The organism is Streptococcus anginosus (assembly GCF_001697145.1).
Taxonomy (GTDB): domain Bacteria; phylum Bacillota; class Bacilli; order Lactobacillales; family Streptococcaceae; genus Streptococcus; species Streptococcus hominis.
Genome location: NZ_CP012719.1, coordinates 1,056,336 through 1,077,015, shown reverse-complemented (window position 1 = coordinate 1,077,015; position 20,680 = coordinate 1,056,336). Strand labels below are relative to the sequence as shown.

At 38.2% G+C, this 20,680-nt stretch carries 20 protein-coding genes, 1 tRNA gene and 2 pseudogenes; 16 read left to right on the top strand and 7 right to left on the bottom strand.

The annotated features are described in order from the left end of the window. The first annotated feature begins 31 nt into the window (after positions 1-31). A complete protein-coding gene (locus SanJ4206_RS05275; protein WP_003024260.1) occupies positions 32-226 on the top strand; it encodes a DUF3272 family protein in 195 nt (64 codons plus the stop codon). 145 nt (positions 227-371) lie between these two features. Here the strand turns inward: SanJ4206_RS05275 and birA are convergent, their stop codons facing one another. Together birA and SanJ4206_RS05265 are read right to left on the bottom strand one after the other, a co-directional pair. Continuing rightward, a complete protein-coding gene (gene birA, locus SanJ4206_RS05270) occupies positions 372-1,307 on the bottom strand; it encodes a bifunctional biotin--[acetyl-CoA-carboxylase] ligase/biotin operon repressor BirA (protein WP_003027921.1) in 936 nt (311 codons plus the stop codon). Positions 1,308-1,309: 2 nt separating this feature from the next. Continuing rightward, positions 1,310-2,311, bottom strand: coding sequence for a LacI family DNA-binding transcriptional regulator (locus SanJ4206_RS05265; RefSeq protein WP_157622031.1), 1,002 nt, complete (start codon positions 2,309-2,311; stop codon positions 1,310-1,312). A 237-nt stretch (positions 2,312-2,548) separates the two neighbouring features. On the opposite strand from SanJ4206_RS05265, the gene SanJ4206_RS05260 reads away from it, so the two are divergent. From SanJ4206_RS05260 to SanJ4206_RS05235, 6 genes are all read left to right on the top strand, one after another. After that, positions 2,549-3,727 carry a galactokinase gene (locus tag SanJ4206_RS05260; RefSeq protein ID WP_003027918.1) on the top strand — a complete coding sequence of 393 codons (1,179 nt, stop codon included), beginning with the start codon at positions 2,549-2,551 and terminating at the stop codon, positions 3,725-3,727. 72 nt (positions 3,728-3,799) lie between these two features. Then, entirely contained in the window at positions 3,800-5,281 is a 1,482-nt protein-coding gene (galT, locus tag SanJ4206_RS05255; protein ID WP_003027917.1) for a UDP-glucose--hexose-1-phosphate uridylyltransferase, read from the top strand. 49 nt (positions 5,282-5,330) lie between these two features. Next, complete coding sequence (locus tag SanJ4206_RS05250) at positions 5,331-5,585, top strand: NAD-dependent epimerase/dehydratase family protein (protein WP_371319431.1); 255 nt, start codon at positions 5,331-5,333, stop codon at positions 5,583-5,585. 143 nt (positions 5,586-5,728) lie between these two features. After that, on the top strand, positions 5,729-5,863 hold the full coding sequence (locus SanJ4206_RS05245; protein WP_003024272.1) for a DUF4044 domain-containing protein: 135 nt from the start codon (positions 5,729-5,731) through the stop codon (positions 5,861-5,863). Between the two features lie 57 nt (positions 5,864-5,920). Beyond that, a complete protein-coding gene (obgE, locus tag SanJ4206_RS05240; protein WP_003027915.1) occupies positions 5,921-7,231 on the top strand; it encodes a GTPase ObgE in 1,311 nt (436 codons plus the stop codon). 14 nt (positions 7,232-7,245) lie between these two features. Next, positions 7,246-7,407 (top strand): hypothetical protein, encoded by a 162-nt coding sequence (locus SanJ4206_RS05235; protein WP_003024275.1) that lies wholly within the window; start codon positions 7,246-7,248, stop codon positions 7,405-7,407. 32 nt (positions 7,408-7,439) lie between these two features. Here SanJ4206_RS05235 and SanJ4206_RS05230 read toward each other — a convergent pair whose 3' ends face one another. Beyond that, on the bottom strand, positions 7,440-8,390 hold the full coding sequence (locus SanJ4206_RS05230) for a polysaccharide deacetylase family protein (protein ID WP_003027914.1): 951 nt from the start codon (positions 8,388-8,390) through the stop codon (positions 7,440-7,442). Between the two features lie 178 nt (positions 8,391-8,568). Here SanJ4206_RS05230 and SanJ4206_RS05225 point away from each other — a divergent pair, with 178 nt between their 5' ends. The 6 genes and pseudogenes from SanJ4206_RS05225 to SanJ4206_RS05200 all read left to right on the top strand — a co-directional run bounded on the left by SanJ4206_RS05225 (position 8,569) and on the right by SanJ4206_RS05200 (position 15,348). Next, entirely contained in the window at positions 8,569-9,855 is a 1,287-nt protein-coding gene (locus SanJ4206_RS05225; RefSeq protein ID WP_003027912.1) for a homoserine dehydrogenase, read from the top strand. A gap of 1 nt (position 9,856) precedes the next feature. Continuing rightward, positions 9,857-10,723 (top strand): homoserine kinase, encoded by an 867-nt coding sequence (gene thrB, locus SanJ4206_RS05220; RefSeq protein ID WP_003027911.1) that lies wholly within the window; start codon positions 9,857-9,859, stop codon positions 10,721-10,723. Between the two features lie 345 nt (positions 10,724-11,068). After that, entirely contained in the window at positions 11,069-11,998 is a 930-nt protein-coding gene (locus SanJ4206_RS05215; protein ID WP_003027909.1) for a hypothetical protein, read from the top strand. A 140-nt stretch (positions 11,999-12,138) separates the two neighbouring features. Continuing rightward, positions 12,139-13,466 (top strand): annotated as a pseudogene (locus SanJ4206_RS05210) (PTS sugar transporter subunit IIC). Continuing rightward, entirely contained in the window at positions 13,459-14,301 is an 843-nt protein-coding gene (locus tag SanJ4206_RS05205; RefSeq protein ID WP_003027907.1) for an alpha/beta hydrolase, read from the top strand. Before SanJ4206_RS05210 ends, SanJ4206_RS05205 begins: the two are co-directional and overlap by 8 nt. Before the next feature lie 199 nt (positions 14,302-14,500). After that, positions 14,501-15,348, top strand: a pseudogene (locus tag SanJ4206_RS05200) (aldo/keto reductase). Positions 15,349-16,122: 774 nt separating this feature from the next. Here SanJ4206_RS05200 and SanJ4206_RS09930 read toward each other — a convergent pair. Then, on the bottom strand, positions 16,123-16,518 hold the full coding sequence (locus tag SanJ4206_RS09930; RefSeq protein ID WP_003027902.1) for a helix-turn-helix domain-containing protein: 396 nt from the start codon (positions 16,516-16,518) through the stop codon (positions 16,123-16,125). Positions 16,519-16,833: 315 nt separating this feature from the next. On the opposite strand from SanJ4206_RS09930, the gene SanJ4206_RS05185 reads away from it, so the two are divergent. From SanJ4206_RS05185 to SanJ4206_RS05175, 3 genes are all read left to right on the top strand, one after another. After that, positions 16,834-17,793 carry an ROK family glucokinase gene (locus SanJ4206_RS05185; protein WP_003027901.1) on the top strand — a complete coding sequence of 320 codons (960 nt, stop codon included), beginning with the start codon at positions 16,834-16,836 and terminating at the stop codon, positions 17,791-17,793. Between the two features lie 149 nt (positions 17,794-17,942). Then, the gene (gene rplS, locus SanJ4206_RS05180; RefSeq protein WP_003024326.1) at positions 17,943-18,290 is read left to right on the top strand and encodes a 50S ribosomal protein L19; all 348 of its coding nucleotides are present in this window, start codon (positions 17,943-17,945) and stop codon (positions 18,288-18,290) included. A 39-nt stretch (positions 18,291-18,329) separates the two neighbouring features. Further along, positions 18,330-18,401: transfer RNA gene (locus SanJ4206_RS05175), tRNA-Arg, on the top strand. A gap of 73 nt (positions 18,402-18,474) precedes the next feature. On the opposite strand, the gene SanJ4206_RS05170 is transcribed toward SanJ4206_RS05175, so the two are convergent. The 3 genes from SanJ4206_RS05170 to SanJ4206_RS05160 are packed head-to-tail and all read right to left on the bottom strand — an operon-like array spanning position 18,475 to position 20,630. Next, a complete protein-coding gene (locus SanJ4206_RS05170; protein ID WP_022524837.1) occupies positions 18,475-19,617 on the bottom strand; it encodes a site-specific integrase in 1,143 nt (380 codons plus the stop codon). A gap of 53 nt (positions 19,618-19,670) precedes the next feature. Next, positions 19,671-20,012 carry a DUF771 domain-containing protein gene (locus SanJ4206_RS05165; protein ID WP_003028025.1) on the bottom strand — a complete coding sequence of 114 codons (342 nt, stop codon included), beginning with the start codon at positions 20,010-20,012 and terminating at the stop codon, positions 19,671-19,673. Between the two features lie 6 nt (positions 20,013-20,018). After that, entirely contained in the window at positions 20,019-20,630 is a 612-nt protein-coding gene (locus tag SanJ4206_RS05160) for a replication protein (RefSeq protein ID WP_003029561.1), read from the bottom strand. Between the last annotated feature and the right edge of the window lie 50 nt (positions 20,631-20,680).

Genomic DNA, 20,680 nt, shown 5'->3' with positions numbered 1-20,680 from the left:
TTTTTCTGCTGTTTCGTGCTATAATAGAATCATGACAAGACAACAATTTCTTACAACAGCTTTTTTCACAGCAATTGAAACGTATTTTTTTAACGAAGCAATGATGTCAGGACACTATTTATTTGCCGTTTTCTGGGCGCTTCTAGTGATTCGCAATTTACAGGTGAGCTATGTCATGGGTAAAATAGTGGACGAAATTGACAAACATATCAAACGTAAAAAATAAAAAGAAAGGTTGAGGCAAAATTCCTTGACCTTTTTTCTTCTGTTTGATTTAAAAAATCTGCACATGGTAGAATAAAAGGAATTGATTTTGTGCTGAAAAAGAAGGAGACAAGTTGATGTTTACTCAATTTATCCCCTTCTTTTATTTACCAACTTGTTAAAGAAACTTCACCACTATTTAGCCACATTTCTCGACCGGTATCTAATTGAACCAACAGCTGACCGCTATCTGATATTTCCTTGGCAACTCCTTTGTATTCTTTGTCATTCTGGCAAAAAGTGACCGTCCGACCTAAGACAAGGGAATGTTGTTTGTAAAGGTAAATCAGCTCGTCTGGCTCACATTCATAGAAATCTTTCCAAATCTCAGCAATGAGTTCATTGCGTGTGATAGGTTGCTTTTCGTGGAAGAGAGAGCCAGCCTTATTTTTTAACTCTTTCGGAAAATCAGAGATTGCGAAATTGATGCCCACTCCAATAATCACATCAGTGACTAAGCCCGTCTCGACAGAAGTAATAGCTTCGGTTAAGATGCCAGCTATTTTCTTGCTCTTGTAGTAAATGTCATTGACCCATTTAATATCCATTTCCATTAAAGTGAGGTCTTTAATGGCTTTGTAAATGGCTCCGGCAGTCAGGATAGTATAGGCGGGAATTTGCTGAAAAGAGAGATTGGGTTTCAAGTGAAGAGACATATAAATCCCGCCTTTTTCTGGAGCAAAATAATTTCTGCCAAAGCGTCCACGACCAGCTGTCTGAGAAGAAGCCAAATAGAGGGTGTTGGCAGGATTGCCAGCTTCAACTCCTGCTTTGGCATCAAGTTGAGTGGATTTGCAGTTTGGATTGAAGGAAACTTGAATAGGAGCAGTTTCTTCTATTTTCTCAGCAATCAATAAATCACCTGAAAGGAGCTTATAGCCTTTATTTTTAACGGATTCAATGTGAACGCCTTCTTTTTCCAAATGTTGAATAGCTTTCCAGATAGAAGTGCGTGAAATTCCTAACTCCTGTGCTAATTTTTCACCGCTGATATAGTCAGATTCTCGACTTAAAATGTCGAATAAAATTTCGTATGTTTTCATTTCTATAAGCTGCTCTTTCTAAGGGTCAGTTTGGTGGCAAGTGTTACCATACGTGGAATGGTCGAGCCAGGATGTTGAAATTCCTCGTGCAGCAGTTGCAAGCCTTGTCGCCCCATTTCTTCTGTAAAGACAGTAACCGTGCTGAGTGGTGGATAGACGTACTTGGCGATAGATGTATCATTAAAAGCAATCAAACTAACACGATCTGGCACAGGAATATCTGCTTCTTGCAGTGCTCGAAGTGCACCCACAGCTAAAGCATCACTTGCTATGAAAAATGCAGTTGGAAGTTGTTCACCTAAATTTTCAATCAATTCTTTCATCATGGAATAACCTGATTCAGATGAAAAGTTTCCTATTTTGACGTATTTTTCCTGATAAAGTTGTTTTTCAGTTAGAAAATTTTTAAAGGTTACTAAGCGTGGATCAGATAGGATAGTGGTTTTGTCAGAAGTCTGTTCTTGCCCCACTAGCAGTCCAATTTGTCGGTGTCCATTTTCTAAAAAGTGGCTCAGAACAACTGTAACAGAATTTTCAAAGTCTGTCGTGACGCAGCTATGACCATAGGAAAGCGTATTGCTATCAATAAAAACAAGCTGCTCTGTGTGGAGTTCCAGCTCCCTTATCTTTTGAGGGCTGAATTTTCCAATCGCAACGATACCGTCAACTTGAACGAGCTGTTCTAATTCTTCATTATTGAAAAAACGCATAATATCATAGCCCAATTCTTGGGCCTTTTTCTCTACCCCAAGACGAATGGCATAGTAGTAGAGGTCGTCTAGTTCCTCCTCTTCTGTGTACCATTCTACAATCGCAATTCTGCGGTTTTGGGAATTTCGCTTGCTTCCTCTTTTTGTTTTTTTATATTCTAATTTCTCTGCAATATCAAATATCTTTTGGCGTGTCTCATCACTCACAGACATGGATTGGTCATGATTTAAAACGCGTGATACAGTTGCCGGAGAGACACCAGCACTTTTTGCAATATCTTTAATCGTTGCCATGATTGTTTCCTAATTTCTTTAAAGAATATGTCTATTATATCTTAAAAATTAGTAAAATACAAAAATATTTAGTAAATTTTTTAAAGTTTAGTATGAAAGATTGACGAGTATTATTTTTTACAACTTGATTGATAAAATTTTGGTAAAATTTTACTAAAATACTTGAAGTTTTACTAATGATGTTTTATAATAAAGATAATAAAACGGTTACAATACCAAATAAAAAGGAGACTTTTTATGTCAACGACTCTTTCTATTCAACAATTACGTTCAGATTTTGCAACAGTTTTTGGAACAGAAGCAGATCATACATTCTTTTCACCGGGACGCATTAACCTGATTGGTGAGCATACAGACTACAATGGTGGTCACGTTTTTCCTGCGGCTATTTCGCTCGGAACTTACGGAGCGGCGCGCAAGCGTGACGATAATTTACTTCGTTTTTACTCAGCAAATTTTGAAGACAAAGGGATTATTGAGGTGCCGCTAGAAGATCTTCGTTTTGAAAAAGCGCATAATTGGACGAATTATCCAAAAGGTGTGCTTCATTTCTTGCAAAAGGCGGGGTATGTCATTAACAAAGGAATGGACATCTATGTTTTTGGAAATATCCCAAATGGTTCGGGTCTCTCTTCATCGGCTTCTTTAGAGCTACTGACAGGAATTATTGCAGAGAAACTGTTTGATTTAAAATTAGAACGTTTGGATTTAGTAAAAATTGGTAAACAAACAGAAAATGAATTTATCGGTGTTAATTCTGGTATCATGGATCAATTTGCCATTGGCATGGGGGCGGATCAACGGGCAATTTACTTAGATACGAACACGCTCGAATACGAGTTAGTGCCGCTTGATCTTAAAGACAATGTGGTTGTCATCATGAATACAAACAAGCGTCGTGAACTAGCAGACTCCAAATACAATGAACGCCGTGCAGAGTGTGAAAAAGCAGTAGAGGAATTAAAGCAAAAACTCTCTATTGCAACCTTGGGTGAATTAAATGAGTGGGATTTTGATGAATACAGCTACTTAATTCAAGATGAAAATCGACTCAAACGCGCTCGTCACGCTGTGTTGGAAAATCAACGGACACTTCAAGCTCAAGCTGCATTGCAAGCTGGCGATTTGGGAAAATTCGGTCGCTTAATGAATGCATCTCATGTCTCACTTGAACATGATTATGAAGTCACAGGATTAGAGTTGGATACCTTGGCTCATACTGCATGGGAGCAAGAAGGAGTGCTGGGCGCTCGCATGACAGGAGCAGGATTTGGCGGTTGTGCCATTGCTTTGGTTCGTAAAGACGCAGTGGAAGCTTTTCAAAAAAATGTTGGTCAAAAATATGAAGAAGTCGTAGGTTATGCACCGAGCTTCTATATTGCTGAAATTGCTGGTGGCAGTCGCGTATTGGATTAAGCGAGCGTTTTACATAATAGTAATAAGGGCTGACGAGGATTTCAGCCCTTTCTATAAAAGAAAGGAAAATCAATGGCACGAAATTTACTGAATGCCTTTGTAACGGAGGTCATAGCAAATAGCTCTTTTACAGAAATCGACCGGATTTATCTAGCAAATCGCGTCATGAGTCTGGTTGGAGAAGAAGCTGCAAAGCAAGAGACAGCAGCAACCAGCTTAATTGATCTCAAAGATGATTTACTAGAAGTTGCTTTAGCAGTTGGAAAAATCGGCTCAACTCTTGCAGAACAGGATATTCTTGGGGCAGAGTTGATGAATTTAGTCACGCCAGCACCCAGTCAGCTCAATCAGCAATTTTGGCAGACTTATGAACAAGATCCCAAGCGGGCTATTGCTGATTTTTATGAGCTTAGTAAGCGTAATGATTATATCAAGGTCAAAGCTATTTCTAAAAACATTGCCTATCAAACACCGACTGAATATGGTGATTTGGAGATTACGATCAATCTTTCTAAGCCGGAAAAAGATCCCAAGGAAATTGCAGCAGCTAAGAAAGCCAAGACGAGCCACTATCCAGCTTGCCAGCTTTGTTTTGAAAATGAAGGATATCAAGGGCGACTAGATCATCCAGCGCGAGTGAATCATCGAATTATCCGCTTTGATTTAGCCGGACGAGAATGGGGCTTTCAGTATTCGCCCTATGCATATTTTAATGAGCATTGTATCTTTTTAGATAGCAAGCATACTCCTATGGCTATCAGTCGTGCTACTTTTGAACGTCTTTTGGACATTGTAGAGACTTTTCCGGGTTATTTTGCAGGCTCCAATGCGGATCTTCCTATCGTAGGAGGCTCCATTCTCACTCACGACCATTATCAAGGTGGACGACATACTTTTCCTATGGAAAAGGCAGAGCTTGACAAAACTTTCATCTTTGCAGGTTTTGAAAATGTAGAAGCCGGTATTGTCAATTGGCCTATGTCGGTTTTAAGGTTGCAATCAACTGATAAATCCACATTGATAGATTTGGCGGATAAAATTTTACAGAAATGGTGCAGTTACTCCGATCCGACTGTTCAGATTGTAGCTGAGTCAAATGGTGAATCGCACCATACCATTACTCCAATCGCACGCCAAAAAAATGGCAAGTTTGAGTTAGATTTGGTTCTTCGGGACAATCAAACGTCAAAAGAGCATCCAGATGGTATTTATCATCCTCATAAAGATGTTCAGCATATCAAGAAAGAAAACATTGGTTTGATTGAGGTCATGGGCTTAGCGATTCTCCCACCTCGTTTGAAAAATGAGTTAAAAGAAGTTGAAGAATTTCTTTTGGGGCAAATAAAAGAAGTGGCTCCTTATCATCAAGCGTGGGCTGAGCAGTTAAAAGATAGCCATTCAGATATAACAGCAGAATCAGTCCAGACAATCGTGCGTGCTTCGGTTGGTCAGATTTTCAAACGTGTCTTGGAAGATGCAGGTGTTTACAAGCGCACAAAAGAAGGTCAAATCGCCTTTATGCGTTTCGTTGAATCAGTTGGTCTTAAGAAATAGCGCCCTTTTTATGATATAATCTAAAAAATAGGAAGGAATGGTTATGGCAATTTTAGTATTAGGAGGAGCTGGTTATATCGGCTCACACATGGTTGATCGATTGGTTGAAGCCGGACGAAAGGTGACAGGACACCCCATTCCACTTGAAAGCGCAGGTCGTCTAGGGGATTCGGATACACTTGTTGCATCGTCTGACAAGGCACGTCAGGTCTTTGGTTGGCAACCGAAATTTGACAATATTGAGATGATTATCGAAACAGCTTGGAAATGGCATTCGACACATCCAAACGGTTACGCTGATTGACATTGAAATCCAGCAGGAAGCCTGTTGGATTTTTACTTTTTAGTAATTTTCAGTTGTAATCTTTTTATTTCAGCTATCATTTGAAAAACTCTCACCTTCATGTTACAATTAAGAGAACAAATTAAATATATAGAGGTAATATCGTGGCTTTTGGTGATAATGGACAACGTAAAAAAACAGGATTTGAAAAATTGACTTTGATTGTCGTTGTTATCATGTTATTGGTAACAGTCGGAGCAATCTTTGCAAGTGCACTTGGTGCTTTGAGTAATTTCTAATCCTCAAACGCTTGAAAGAGCGTTTTTTTAGAGTGGAAAACGAGAAAAGAGAAAAATATGAGTATGTTTTTAGATACAGCTAAGATTAAAGTCAAGGCTGGTAATGGCGGTGATGGCATGGTAGCTTTCCGCCGTGAAAAGTATGTCCCAAATGGCGGACCTTGGGGCGGTGACGGTGGTCGTGGCGGCAATGTTGTTTTTGTCGTAGATGAAGGACTTCGTACCCTGATGGATTTTCGTTACAATCGTCATTTTAAGGCTCAATCTGGTGAGAAGGGAATGACTAAGGGAATGCACGGTCGTGGAGCAGAAGACCTCATAGTTCATGTACCACAAGGAACAACTGTTCGTGATGCTGAAACAGGGAAAATTCTGATAGACTTGATTGAAAATGGGCAAAAGTTCGTCGTAGCTCACGGCGGTCGTGGAGGTCGTGGTAATATTCGCTTTGCGACGCCTAAAAATCCAGCTCCAGAAATTTCTGAAAATGGTGAACCGGGACAAGAACGAGAACTTCAGTTGGAGCTGAAAATTTTGGCAGATGTTGGTTTGGTCGGATTTCCGTCTGTTGGGAAATCCACTCTTTTAAGTGTTATCACTTCTGCTAAGCCGAAAATTGGCGCTTATCATTTCACGACCATTGTGCCTAATCTTGGAATGGTTCGGACGCAGTCCGGTGAATCCTTTGCTGTGGCAGACCTACCTGGCTTGATTGAAGGAGCTAGCCAAGGTGTAGGACTTGGAACACAATTCCTTCGCCATATTGAGCGAACTCGTGTCATCTTGCATGTCATTGATATGTCAGCTAGCGAAGGACGTGATCCTTACGAAGATTATCTTGCTATCAATAAGGAATTGGAATCCTACAATCTTCGCTTAATGGAACGTCCACAGATTATTGTTGCTAATAAAATGGACATGCCTGAAAGTGCAGAGAATCTAAAAGTCTTTAAAGAAAAATTAGCAGCAAATTATGATGAATTTGATGAACTGCCACAGATTTTTCCAATTTCAAGTCTGACAAAACAAGGCTTGTCAACGCTTTTGGATGCAACTGCAGAATTGCTAGATAAAACGCCCGAATTTCTGCTTTACGATGAGTCAGAAATGGAAGAAGAAGCCTACTATGGCTTTGATGAAGATGCTCCAGCATTTGAAATCTCACGCGATGATGACGCTGCCTGGGTTTTATCTGGTGATAAGTTGGAAAAACTCTTTACCATGACGAACTTTGACCGTGAGGAAGCTGTCATGAAATTTGCACGGCAATTACGTGGTATGGGGGTAGACGAAGCCTTGCGGGCGCGTGGTGCTAAGGATGGTGACTTAGTTCGCATCGGCAAGTTTGAATTTGAATTTGTAGACTAAAAAGGAGTGATATCATGGGTGATAAACCAATATCCTTTCGCGATGAAAATGGCAATTTCGTTTCTGCAGCTGACGTTTGGAATGAAAAAAAGCTTGAAAAACTTTTTAACAAACTCAATCCCAACCGAAAGCTTCGCTTGGAACGTGAGAAATTAGCACAAAAGAAAAAAGAATAGGACTTGCTCGTTTTTGAGCTAAGTCCTATTTTTCAGTTTGTAGCAATTTCATTTAATAAATCTTGTGCAGTTGTTGTTGGGTTGACACGGATACGATTGAGGGTTAAAAGTCCGTCATTAAGAGAAGCTAGTCCATTGTTGGTTGTCAATCCCATTTTATAGCCGAGGCTTTCAGCAATCTGTGTCGTCGTTGCACTATAACGTCCCGAAGGATAGGCAACCGTCGTTGTATTTTGTGATAGGTTGTTATCTAGATATTGCTTAGAAGTTTGCAATTCTGTCGTTTGTGTTTCAGTACTGGCAAGGGATAAATCTGGATGATTAACGGTATGATCTTCAAAAGACATTCCCTTTTGCTTCATTTCCTTGATTTGCTCAAGTGTCAGCATATCCTCGCGCCCATTTTCGACAAAGCCAGTAATGACATTATTAGTTGCCCGCATTTGGTATTTTTGAAGAAGCGGGAAAGCATTGGTGTAGAAATCTCTCAAGCTATCATCAAAGGTCAACCATACGACTTTTTTATTTTCTGGAAGAACATTTTCGGTTAAGACTTTATAGGCTTCTTCTGGTGTGAGAGTATAATATCCAGCGTCTTTCAGAGCTTTCAAATGACTTTCAAACGTTTCTGGCGAAACAATCAAACCAGCATTTGCTGCTTCAGAAGGATCCATATTATGAATCGCATGGTACATCAAAATAGGAAACTTAACTGGTTGATCTTGCTTTATCCATTTCACTTTGCTTACTTTTTCACTAGATCCAGATGTTTCTTTAGAAGTTGCTTGAGAAGTAGAAGATTTCTTTACTGTTGAAATGGCAGTTCTTGTATGGTTATTAGCCAGATTTATTCCAGAACGTCTCCACATGAATGTCCCTGCAATCACCAGAACAACCAATAAGATGAAGCTTATAATAGCACGCCGTTGTCTCCTCTTACGAATACGATTTCGTACAGAACGATTACCAGAATGTTTTCCCATTATGTGGAACTCCTTTTACTTTTAAATCACTATGTTTATTTTACCATATTTCTGACTAACCGTTCACAATTTTTTAAAATAGATTTCTATTATTTTTATAAAAATCCTGAAGTCTGCTTACTAGAAAAAAACAAGTTTATTTGCTATAATAAAAAGCATAAAATCTCAAGGAGTAGTCATGTCTATTAAAATTGCTTTACTTGGTTTTGGGACAGTTGCTAGTGGTGTTCCATTTTTATTGAAAGAAAATAGTGAAAAGATTGTGCAAGCAGCTCATTCAGAAATTGAAATTGCGAAAGTATTGGTAAAAGATGATGCTGAAAAAGAGCGTTTGTTAGCAGCGGGAAATCATTTTAATTTTGTCACGACGATTGATGAAATTGTAAATGATAATGAAGTAACGATTGTCGTTGAATTGATGGGGCGTATTGAACCTGCAAAAACTTTCATCACTCAAGCGCTAGAGGCAGGTAAGCATGTTGTCACTGCAAATAAAGACTTGCTGGCAGTTCATGGCGCTGAGTTGCTTGAGATTGCTGCAAAACATAAAGTAGCTCTTTACTATGAAGCGGCAGTAGCGGGAGGAATTCCGATTTTACGCACGCTTGTTAATTCCCTAGCTTCTGATAAAATTACACGTATTCTCGGTGTGGTCAATGGGACATCCAACTTCATGATGACCAAAATGGTAGAAGAGGGCTGGTCTTATGAGGCAGCACTTTCTGAAGCACAACGACTTGGATTTGCAGAAAGCGACCCAACCAATGATGTGGACGGAATTGATGCTGCTTATAAAATGGTTATTTTAAGTCAATTTGCCTTTGGAATGACGGTTAAATTTGAAGATGTCGCCCATCAAGGCATTCGCAATATTACACCAGAAGATGTAGCAGTTGCGCAGCAATTAGGCTATGTTGTCAAATTAGTTGGTTCCATTGAGGAAACGGAATCAGGTCTCGCTGCAGAAGTCACACCGACCTTTTTACCAAAATCTCATCCTCTTGCTAGTGTGAATGGCGTGATGAATGCAGTCTTTGTGGAATCTATAGGTATTGGTGAGTCGATGTATTACGGTCCAGGTGCTGGACAAAAACCCACTGCAACAAGCGTTGTCGCAGATATTATTCGGATTGTTCGACGGATAAACGAAGGAACCGTTGGAAAAGCCTTTAATGAGTTCCGGCGTGAATTAGTTCTGGCTAAACCAGAAGATCGTAAGAGCCTGTACTACTTTTCGATATTAGCACCTGATGCGAAAGGACAAGTTTTACGCTTAGCAGAAATTTTTAATGCTGAAAATATCTCCTTTAAACAAATTCTGCAACAAGGAACAGATGGAAATACCGCACGTGTTGTGATTATTACCCATGCTGTCAACAAAACGCAGCTAGAAAATGTCATTCGAAAATTGCAGGCAACTTCTGATTTTAAATTATTGAACACCTTCAAAGTATTAGGAGAATAAAATGAAAATTATTGTACCTGCAACGAGTGCGAATATTGGTCCGGGATTTGATTCGGTTGGTGTAGCTGTCAGTAAATATCTAACCATTGAAGTTCTGGGAGAAAGCGACCATTGGATGATTGAGCATGATTTGGAGCGGCGTATTCCTTCTAACGAACGGAATTTATTGATTAAAGTGGCGCGCAGAATTGCTCCAGCTATTCAACCTCATCATTTAAAAATGACAAGTGATATCCCTTTAGCGCGTGGTCTGGGTTCTTCTAGTTCCGTTATTGTTGCAGGGATTGAACTTGCAAATCAATTGGCAAATTTGCAGTTGTCAAATGCTGAAAAATTGAATTTTGCGACGAAAATTGAGGGACATCCAGATAATGTAGCACCTGCTATTTATGGTAATTTGACGATTTCTAGTTATTTAAACGAGAACGTTTCAACTGTAGTGACGGAATTTCCAGAAGTAAGCTTTATTGCCTATGTTCCAAATTATGAATTGCGTACTAAAGACAGCCGTAGCGTTCTTCCAAAAGGTTTATCTTATCGTGAAGCTGTCACTGCAAGCTCTGTAGCGAATGTGGCTATTGCCGCTTTAATGAAGGGCGATATGGTAACAGCGGGGCGTGCTATTGAGTCCGACCGTTTTCATGAGCGTTTTCGCCAAGGTTTGATTAAGGAATTTCCAAAAATCAAGATGTTGGCAAAGAAAAACGGTGCGTATGCGACTTATCTATCAGGAGCAGGACCTACTGTGATGGTTCTAGCGCCAAAAGAGCAGTCGAATATGATAAAAGAGAAAATAGAAGAGCAACAATTTAAAGGACAAGTTTTTGAACTTCAGGTTGATTGCCAAGGCGTCCGAGTAGAAAATTGAGAAGAGAGTGAAGAGGGTGGAACAGAACTAATGAAACGAAAATTTAGTTCGTAATCCTACTTTCGTAAGGTTGCTCAATAGTCTGAGCAACTATTGTGAGGGCAGACAAGGAAAACGAAGTTTTCGCCCAAAGTGGCTCTTCTGAGCTTGAAAAGTGAACCGCTTGGAAAGCTCGAACTGCCACCTCAAGGCAGTACTTTGAGCAATCAGTCGCTGCGATAGTGTACTTTTTAGGTTGGGAATTTTTGTCCTAACCTCTTTTAATATTTTTACAAAAAATCTCCTCTTGTCTATTTATTCAAATGTATGCTATAATAAATAAAGAATATATAAAGGAGCACGGTTATGAATAAACTTGATTTGCAGGCGCTTGCGGATGAGTTAGGGTTGCAATTTGATGAGACTTCATCTGTTATTTTTGGTCAAAAAGATGGTTATACTTTCTATATTGAACAAATGAATCAAAAAAATCAATACCGTATTTGTTGTTCGGTAAAAAATGGCGAAGCGTTGCCTTCTTTGGAAGAATTTAAAGAGTTGACGAAATTTTCTAAGGCATTGAAAACCTATCAAGTTAATTTGTATAAATCAAGCTTTGATATTAAAGTAGGTATGACCAAAGGAAAAACACGTGAACATATTCGTCAAGGATTACAAGACATTATCGTGTTCTTGAAAGAAAAAAATCTTACGAATGTTTGTGAGCAGACCGGAAAAGCAGGGAAAGTAGATCTTTATCAAGTCGGAGGGAACCTTTTACTGCTTTCACCAGAAGCATTTCAAGAATTAAGCTCAAACTTGTCAATTGAAAACCAAGTTTATGACCACCAAAAGGAAAGTATCTTAGCAGGGACGGTAGGAGCCTTTCTAGGGAGCTTGATAGGGGGAATTGTTACCTTGGTGATTGCTCAACTTGGATATGTAGCTGTTGTTGCAGGGATTGTCATGGGAGTTTGTACGATTAAAGGATATGAATTGTTAGGTAAAAAGTTATCTAAAGTTGGGATTGCAATCAGTGTCGTGTTTATGTTTGTGATGATGTTGGTTGCGCACCAATTTGATTATGCAATTCAGCTTGCAAAAGCAGAAGGAGTGGATATTTTTACAGCCTTTACTTATCTAACAGAGTATATTTTTAATGGCAATGAAGTGCATATCTCTTATTGGACAAATCTTGGTTTGCTATTATTATTCACAGGTGCCGGTGCTGTGGGAACGATTATTAGCGTTTTGTCTGCACAGTCACAAAAATATGTTACAAGAAAATTAGGGTAAAAGAATTCAAAGGTTTAGATTTTTATCTGAGCCTTTTTAGATCTGATCAAAAACATTAAAGAATAGCTATTCAAAACATTTAGCATTTAATTTTAAAGAAGCTAATTGAATCGTCATCTCAACAATGCTACAATCAAGCTATGATATTCAATAAATTAACCAGAAAAAGTAGTATAGATCAATACTTAATAAAAAAATGATTGCCTTTCGGAAAATGAGTTTCATTAAAATTACACAAGAAACATTGGTATCGCTCTTTCCGTTTTTCTTGCTGACGACGATAACAATGGTTTTATCTGAATCCATTTTTGGTATAAATGGCTATATCAACAATCTTTTTGCGATTCGGCATTGGTTTCCTCATTTTTCAACTATTAGCTTAGTTACGACAAATTTCACCTATCTAATAGGAGGATTGGCAGGACCATTAGCAACTTATTTTAGTGCAAAGTACACAGCTGGTTATTATGGTCGTAGTACGGGGACCGCTGGGATTACAGCCTTTATTTTTAGCTTATTAGTCAATTCACGCGAATTATTTTCGGTGGTTTTAAATGACGGCGCTTTGACGAGAATCAATCTTCCTGTCAATATCAATCTAATTGTTGCAATATTGATTGGTTATGTGGTGGGACAAATTTTTCGATTTTCAAGTCCGAATGATGATCACATTGTAGATGAGCATTTTATTTATTACCCTAAAACGTTGCGCCCTATCTTCTGCTCGTTTGCTCTGGCTGTCTTGGTTAGTTTTCTCATTAATCTGGGCAATCGATACAATGTTTTCTCAACAATTGCAAATTTTTTGTCAGGCTTAATTGTCAATCGAAACAATATCTTTGTCATTGAAATGAATACTGCCTTACGGACTTTTAGCGCTTGGATTGGAAATAGTAATCCATTTAATGACCTGTCGTTTGTCAATGACTCCTCTGCCTTGGATAATCTCAATTATGCTTTGAAACATCATACTACGACAGGGGTACCTTATCTCTTTTCAACGACCAATCTGTATGATGCTTATGGAACGTTTTCAGGTCTGGGCGGAGTTTTAGCTCTTCTCGTAGCTATTCTCTGGAAATCTCGAAGTGGCAAAGACCGAGATGTGAGTTTGAAAAGTATTTTTCCTTCACTTTTTAACCATGGTGTAGCCTTTATGGTTGGGATTCCTATATTTTTCAATTTTCTATTTTTAATCCCTTTTATCCTCGTACCAATGCTGAATGTCTTTGTAGCTAGTATTTTTCTATATTTTAGAATAATACCTCCGGCTGTCTATCCAGTTCCTAGCGGAGCGCCAAGTGTACTCTATGCTTTTATTGGGACAGGCGGAAGTTTGCGAGCATTAGCAGTAGGAATTTTTATTTTTATTATCGATGTTCTCATTTATATCCCCTTTGTGAGATTTAATGACCGGATTCATGAGGAACTCAGACAAATGGATCGGAAAGGAGGCGAACATGACTAAAAAGGTAAAAATAGTGCTACTAATTGTTCTAATTTTTTTGATAGGACTAGCAATTCCCTCTTATAGTTGGACGAGAAAAAACATTGATCAAATTGCTAAATTTTATAATGCTCGGATGTCGCCAATCATTATGATACCAGGTAGTTCTGCTACGGAGAGCCGCTTTGACGGCTTGGTTCAAAAGCTCAATCAAAGACGTCGTGGCGTGAAGCATAGCTTGCTCAAAGTTAAGGCCTGGAATGACGGACGAATTACATATAATGGCTCTATCGCAGCGAATGATAACGAGCCAATCATTGTAATTGGTTTTGAAAATAATAAAGATGGCTATAGTAACATCAAAAAACAGGCCAAAATGGTTGACGCTGCCTTTGAAAATCTCCAAGGAAAATACAATTTCAATAATTTTAAAGGCTTGGGTCACTCGAATGGTGGTTTAATTTACACAGCTTTTATTGAAAATTACCTCGGCAGCTATGATGTGGAATTGAAGAAGTTGATGACAATCGGAACGCCTTATAACTTTACTGAAACCAATATCAACAACAAAACTGAGATGTTAGCTGATTTCATCAAAAATCGCGAAAATATTCCGACTACTTTAGCTATGTATTCTGTTGCAGGAACCATTACTTATGATTCGGATGAATTGGTTCCTGATACAAGTGTAAGTGCTGGTAAGTATATCTATCAAGGACAAGCGGCGCACTATACTGAAACCACAGTCACAGGTGCGGATGCCCAGCACTCGGACTTGCCAACCAATGATGAGGTTGTCTCCTTAGTTCAAGAGCGCCTTGTAGATAGACAAAACCAGCGAAATCAAAGAAATTGAGAAGGAGTAGAACAGAAGACTAGGGCTGCTGACACAATCATGGACATCTATCCTAATCTCCTCTTTTTTGTTGTTATAAATTATGAATTGGACGATAATTGCTATTCATTTTTTGCATACTACTCTGCAATTTTGCTATTGTACTTTTTCTGAAAAGAGCGTTATACTTATGATAAAAATTGCGAAAAGAGGAAGTCACATGCAAAATATAACCTTAAACAACGGTATCGAAATTCCAATTTTAGGTTTTGGAGTGTACCAAATTGCTCCCAAAGATACCAAGAGTGCTGTGCTAAATGCTATCAAGGCAGGTTATCGTCATTTTGATACTGCTAAGCCTATGCCAATGAAAAGGAAGTAGGCGAGGCGATTCGAGAGTCTGGGATTGACCGCAAAGAGTTTTTCATCACTAGTAAAGTCTGGCTATCCAACTATGGCTACGACAAGGCTTATGCCTCGGTTTTAGAATCTCTTGACAGAATGGAGTTAGATTATCTGGATCTTATGTTGCTCCACCAACCTTTTGGTGACTATTATGGTGCCTACCGTGCTTTGGAAAAACTTTACAAAGAAGGAAAACTTCGAGCGATTGGTGTGTCTAATTTCTATCCAGATCGTCTCAGCGACATTGTAGCTTTCAATGAGATTACACCACAAGTCAATCAAGTGGAAACTCACCCACTGAATCAACAGATATTCGCACAAGAAAATATGATAAAAAATAAGGTGCAAATTGAATCTTGAGCTACTTTTGCAGAAGGTCGTGGTGACATTTTCAACAATCCAATTCTCAAAAATATTGCTGATAAACATGGTAAATCCACTGCACAAGTCATGGTTCGCTGGCAAGTTCAACGGGGAATTGTTTGCTTGACTAAGTCTTCACGTTTTGAGCGAATGAAGGAAAATATTGATGTTTTTGACTTTGAACTCAGTGCAGAGAATATGGTGAAGACTGCAAGCATGGACACCCAAACCAGCCTTTTCTTTAATCATCAAGAAGCCAGCACAATAGATCTCTTTTTAGGATTTCTGGGGAGAAAATGAAAACAGGATTTTCGTTTGAAAAAGATTATTATATATGTAAGTAAGTAATCTGATGTAAAGAATGCTTTATTATAATTTTTGAAAGGTTATCTAAAGTTAACTCCAAAATTTAGTCTATTTGTTCTTGCTAGCTATTTTATCTTACCAATTATTGCATTGTTATTTCCAAACAAATATGTTAAATTAATCGTATTTGTGATATTTCTATTAGAAAATATTTTGGTGATAGGTCTGTATATAAAGGGCAAGTATTTTAACTAATCATCTTATTTTACAATACAATAGTAACAATAGTACCAAGAAAAAGCCTAACTTTTTATTTTGATTGAGTTGGGCTTTTTCATCTTATTCAGTTTTAATACTAGAACAGTATTTAGTTGTTTAATAATCTTATTTTATAGTGAATATATCATGTTTTTTCATAAACATAGATCATTTAGTTTTCACCAACTCCTGTAAAATAGCTTTATTCTTCTTCAAAACGGAAATGTAGAAAGTCTTGGTAGCTTCTTTGCCCGAGATAGGAATCTGGATACGTTGGCTATTCACAGTGGATTCTTCAGTGTTTTGTTGAGTAATATTGGTAGAAAAAGTTGGTAATTCAGAAGCATTTACCAAATCAACAAAGGCTACCCAATCTTTTTGAACAATAAACTTTGTTTGCGTCAGTTGATTGACTAATGGCTGCCAAATGCCTAGATCCGATCCGCAGCAGCATAGTCAAATTAGCCAATTCTGCAAGTTTTATCTCTTTTCGTGTGGCATACGGGTGAGTCAAGGGAACGGATAAGTAAAGTTGCTCCATGAAAAGCCCCATGGAAAGAATATGCTCTTTTTGATAGGATAGTCTGTTACAATGAAGTGAACGTTTTCGTCATCCAGAGCTTTTTCCAATTCGTCATTCGTCTTTTGCTCAATTTGAATGTGTTGTTCCAAGCCCTTTTCTTTTATACGACTTTCCAGTTCAAAGATGGCTCCCGGCGCATTAACACCACCAAAAATAGTACTTTCTTTTAATGCAAAATGTTGTACATCATCGAGAAATTTTTGTTTTTGTTTCAGAAATTTTTTGGTTAGTTTAACTGTTTGATGACCGGTTTCCGTGAAACTTAATTTATTTTTTCTTCGCTCAAAAAGAGTAACTCCCAATTCATCTTCCAGCATTTGCATATTTCGAGTTAAGGATAGCTGAGAGATGAGTAGGACTTCGGCTGCCTTAGACAAGGTAAAACAATGAGTTGCTCCAAGTGTTGTAAATTCAGCATGATGTCTCCTTTTTGATCAATGAATTGGACAGTTTTAACTATAGGTAAAATGAATACTAATATTATCTATCGTTATTGTGCAATTTTTTATTTGTCTTGTAAAATGAAAGCAGAGAGTAGCACAAGTCATTCAAAACTATTCAAGTTCTATGCAAACCTTTTCAATTCGTAAAAAATCTGATATAATAAGAATGAAAAAAAGTTATTAGAGGAGAGTAGCATGTCTAAAAAAATTATTGGGATTGACCTAGGTGGTACATCTGTGAAGTTTGCGATTCTGACCCAAGAAGGAGAAGTTCAAGAAAAATGGTCTATTAAGACAAATATTTTAGATGAAGGCAGTCATATTGTTGATGATATGATTGAATCGATCAACCATCGCTTGAAATTATTAAACCTTTCAGCTGAAGATTTCATTGGAATTGGTATGGGTTCTCCTGGTGTCGTGGATCGTGAAAAAGGAACTGTTATCGGAGCTTACAACTTAAACTGGAAAACCCTTCAACCCGTAAAAGAAAAAATTGAAAAAGCGACTGGCATTCCTTTCTTTATTGATAATGATGCGAATGTAGCTGCGCTTGGCGAACGTTGGAAAGGTGCTGGTGAAAACCAACCAGATGTCGTCTTTATGACACTTGGGACAGGTGTCGGTGGTGGCATTGTTGCGGAAGGAAAACTACTGCATGGTGTAGCTGGAGCAGCCGGAGAATTGGGACATATCACAGTTGATTTTGACCAGCCGATTCTCTGTACTTGTGGCAAAAAAGGTTGCCTAGAAACTGTAGCTTCTGCAACGGGAATTGTCAATTTAACGCGTCGCTACGCTGATGAATATGCTGGTGATGCAGAGCTGAAAAAATTGATTGATAACGGTGAAGACGTTAATGCAAAAATTGTCTTTGATTTGGCTAAAGCTGGTGATGAACTAGCCCTCATTGTTTATCGCAATTTTGCACGTTATCTTGGTATAGCTTGTGCGAATATCGGATCTATCTTAAATCCGTCAACAATTGTCATTGGTGGTGGCGTCTCTGCAGCAGGTGAATTTTTGCTAGACGGTGTTCGTAAGGTCTATGAAGAAAATTCTTTCCCTCAAGTGCGTACATCAACAAAACTTGCACTTGCAACGCTTGGAAATGATGCAGGCGTCATTGGAGCAGCTTCATTGGTTCTTCAATAATTCGCTAAAATGGAAGAATAATCCGAATAAGGCATTTACAATTATTATAGAATTTGTTATAATATTAGTTAGTGCGCAATGGAAGCACTAGAAAACGACTAATCCGCTGTGGTCTTGAACTGCAAGATTAGTAAGATAGGAGAAGAAAAATGAATCCATTAATCCAAAGTTTGACTGAAGGTCAACTTCGTACTGATATTCCTGCATTCCGTCCTGGTGACACTGTTCGTGTTCATGCGAAAGTTGTCGAAGGAAATCGCGAACGTATCCAAATTTTCGAAGGTGTGGTTATCGCTCGTAAAGGTGCTGGTATTTCAGAAAACTATACTGTTCGTAAAATCTCTAACGGTGTAGGTGTTGAACGTATCTTCCCACTTCACACACCACGTGTTGAAAAGATTGAAGTAGTGCGTTACGGTAAAGTACGTCGTGCGAAATTGTATTACCTTCGTGCATTGCAAGGTAAAGCAGCGCGTATCAAAGAAATTCGCCGTTAATGTAGAATTAACTCTGTCACTTGGCAGAGTTTTTCTCTAGTCCCCTTAGTTCAATGGATATAACAACTCCCTCCTAAGGAGTAGTTGCTGGTTCGATTCCGGCAGGGGACATATTTCAAAGGCTTCAAACGTTGATAAATCAGCGTTTCTTTTATTTTTGTTCAAAATTTGTTCAAAATAGTTTTTACTGGCTTAAACCGTGGAAAAAGTCACGGATTTTATTGTCTTCACGGATAGCTTTTTCTTTGATTAAATGCCCGTAAGTCTCACTGATTTGCTGAATATCTTTATGTCCCATATTCTTGGCGATTGCCCAGATGTCTATATCCATTGCCAGAAGTGTGCTTGCGTAAGTATGTCTTAAACCTGTACTAGTCATATTTGAAGGAGTAATAGACAATTCAGATAGTATCTTCTTTAATTGTTTATTGACTGCTGAATTTGTAGGTAGTCCAGATTGTTTATCGAAGAATAAACATTTGTCTGGATTAGAAACTTGATGGCTTCTTAAAACATACCTTTGTTCAGCCTTTAGCTTTTGTAAAATAGAGACTGTAGTATCATCAATCGGAACGTCACGGATAGAAGTTTCTGTTTTAGCTTTTGTCCAGCGTTTTCTTGTGCGATCATAGCGTCTATATGTTTTAACGGTCTTATTTTCAATATTGATACAATCCCAAGTTAAGCCAAGAACTTCTCCAAACCGCATACCTGTTTTCAGTTGGATATATAAGAGATATGGAATGACGGATTCTTGATAATCGAGGAGATATTCTAGATACTGACAAAGTTTTTTATAATCTTCTAAGCTATGGATATATCTTTCATTCTTAGACTTTGGTGATTCTCTGCCAGATAGCACAACTCCTTCTGTGAATAAATCTATACTGAGTTTATCTTGCCTAGCAAAAATAAGGACACTTCGTATCTCTGCATTTAGGCGGCTGACATTATCACGACAATTTGTCTCAGCGTATTTATTGATAAATGCTTGATATTGGCTTGATGTGATGGATACAGCGGGTGAGTCTCCAAAGTATTTTTGAATAAACTTTCCACGCAAGCGATGCTTGTTTTGTGTAGATTCCATTTTATTGAGTGGGATGATTTTTAAATGGTACCATTTTTCCCACAATTGAAAGAGACTGATGTTTTTATCAATGACCTTTCCTTGATGTAATTTAATTTCTTGGGTCAAACCTTCAATTTCAGCTTCTTTTTTGGTTTTAAATCCTGATTTTGATGTAATATAGTTTCCTTTTTTGTCAGTGATACGATAAGACCACTTCCCTTTTTTTCCTCCGCGTTGCGTAATGTATAGTGACATGATTACCTCTTTTCTAAGAAATCGATAACCAAGGTTTTATCTTGGTTATCTTATCATAATTCAAAAATTTTTGCAAAATGATCCTCGAAAAATTCTTTGGTTTTGCTTGCTAGAAAGTAATAGCGTCCGCCTTGACTATCTGGGTATTTCACAAATCCATTGCTATTTTTATAAATGTCAATTTGCTTACGAATTTCAGGCTTATAAAGCACGTTTTCGAGCAGCCATGGACGAGAGACGGAAAGAAGTTCTAAAACCTCAGAGAGCGTTAGATAACGCCCTTTTGAGGAGGTTTTTTTGAGTTCTTCATACTCGGAACTGTCAACGATAATTTTATCGGGTGGTAGTTGTATCGTAATATTTTTTAAGTCAATTTGTAGGGTGGTTGGTTTCATAGGCAGTTAGTCTGTATCCATTTCTTGGTCAATGATGGTCACGTCTTTGATGTGTTTACTCGCACGATAGCGTTTTGATTCTATAAATTTTGTAAAAAAGTAGGTACGGTTCATAATCAATGTGAGCAGGCGAGGGTCATTGTGTCTTGCATAGATTACTAGGTCTTGAAATTCGGTAAAATTGTAATCATTAATAAGGTCAATGACTTCATTGATAAAGCGCCCAGATTGTTGCTCAACGAGGAACTGATCGAGGTCAAACCCTGCACCGCTTTCAATGTCTTCAGCGTTATAAGGTGTTTTGTCTGGGTTTTGTGCATGGGTGAAATAGTCAAGCATCCCCTTTGGAGATAAGACAATTTGCACCTTTTTAGGAGTGTTTAGATTTTCGGCAAGAAGTTCTGATACTTGCGTATAGCTCTTCAAAGAATCAAAGAAGAGAGCTCCGTGTTTGTGGGCTTTTAATAGTTCACCCGTTTTTTTGTCCACATCTTGGTCATGCCACGGGCTCAAAATATAAGGGACTTGCATTTCTTCTAAAATGTCAAGATAGTTTTCGGGCGCACTTTCTTTGTAGAGAAGAAAAGCCCATTTGTTAGAACGTTTTGTTAGAGGCATAATATATCAACCTTTCTAATGATTTGATTATTGATTATTGAACTCATGGG

Coding starts and splice junctions, on each gene's coding strand:
- SanJ4206_RS05275 (WP_003024260.1), top strand. CDS start 32: ATGACAAGACAACAATTTCTTACAACAGCTTTTTTCACAGCAATTGAA.
- birA (WP_003027921.1), bottom strand. CDS start 1,307: ATGAAAACATACGAAATTTTATTCGACATTTTAAGTCGAGAATCTGAC.
- SanJ4206_RS05265 (WP_157622031.1), bottom strand. CDS start 2,311: ATGGCAACGATTAAAGATATTGCAAAAAGTGCTGGTGTCTCTCCGGCA.
- SanJ4206_RS05260 (WP_003027918.1), top strand. CDS start 2,549: ATGTCAACGACTCTTTCTATTCAACAATTACGTTCAGATTTTGCAACA.
- galT (WP_003027917.1), top strand. CDS start 3,800: ATGGCACGAAATTTACTGAATGCCTTTGTAACGGAGGTCATAGCAAAT.
- obgE (WP_003027915.1), top strand. CDS start 5,921: ATGAGTATGTTTTTAGATACAGCTAAGATTAAAGTCAAGGCTGGTAAT.
- SanJ4206_RS05235 (WP_003024275.1), top strand. CDS start 7,246: ATGGGTGATAAACCAATATCCTTTCGCGATGAAAATGGCAATTTCGTT.
- SanJ4206_RS05230 (WP_003027914.1), bottom strand. CDS start 8,390: ATGGGAAAACATTCTGGTAATCGTTCTGTACGAAATCGTATTCGTAAG.
- SanJ4206_RS05225 (WP_003027912.1), top strand. CDS start 8,569: ATGTCTATTAAAATTGCTTTACTTGGTTTTGGGACAGTTGCTAGTGGT.
- thrB (WP_003027911.1), top strand. CDS start 9,857: ATGAAAATTATTGTACCTGCAACGAGTGCGAATATTGGTCCGGGATTT.
- SanJ4206_RS05215 (WP_003027909.1), top strand. CDS start 11,069: ATGAATAAACTTGATTTGCAGGCGCTTGCGGATGAGTTAGGGTTGCAA.
- SanJ4206_RS05205 (WP_003027907.1), top strand. CDS start 13,459: ATGACTAAAAAGGTAAAAATAGTGCTACTAATTGTTCTAATTTTTTTG.
- SanJ4206_RS09930 (WP_003027902.1), bottom strand. CDS start 16,518: ATGCAAATGCTGGAAGATGAATTGGGAGTTACTCTTTTTGAGCGAAGA.
- SanJ4206_RS05185 (WP_003027901.1), top strand. CDS start 16,834: ATGTCTAAAAAAATTATTGGGATTGACCTAGGTGGTACATCTGTGAAG.
- rplS (WP_003024326.1), top strand. CDS start 17,943: ATGAATCCATTAATCCAAAGTTTGACTGAAGGTCAACTTCGTACTGAT.
- SanJ4206_RS05170 (WP_022524837.1), bottom strand. CDS start 19,617: ATGTCACTATACATTACGCAACGCGGAGGAAAAAAAGGGAAGTGGTCT.
- SanJ4206_RS05165 (WP_003028025.1), bottom strand. CDS start 20,012: ATGAAACCAACCACCCTACAAATTGACTTAAAAAATATTACGATACAA.
- SanJ4206_RS05160 (WP_003029561.1), bottom strand. CDS start 20,630: ATGCCTCTAACAAAACGTTCTAACAAATGGGCTTTTCTTCTCTACAAA.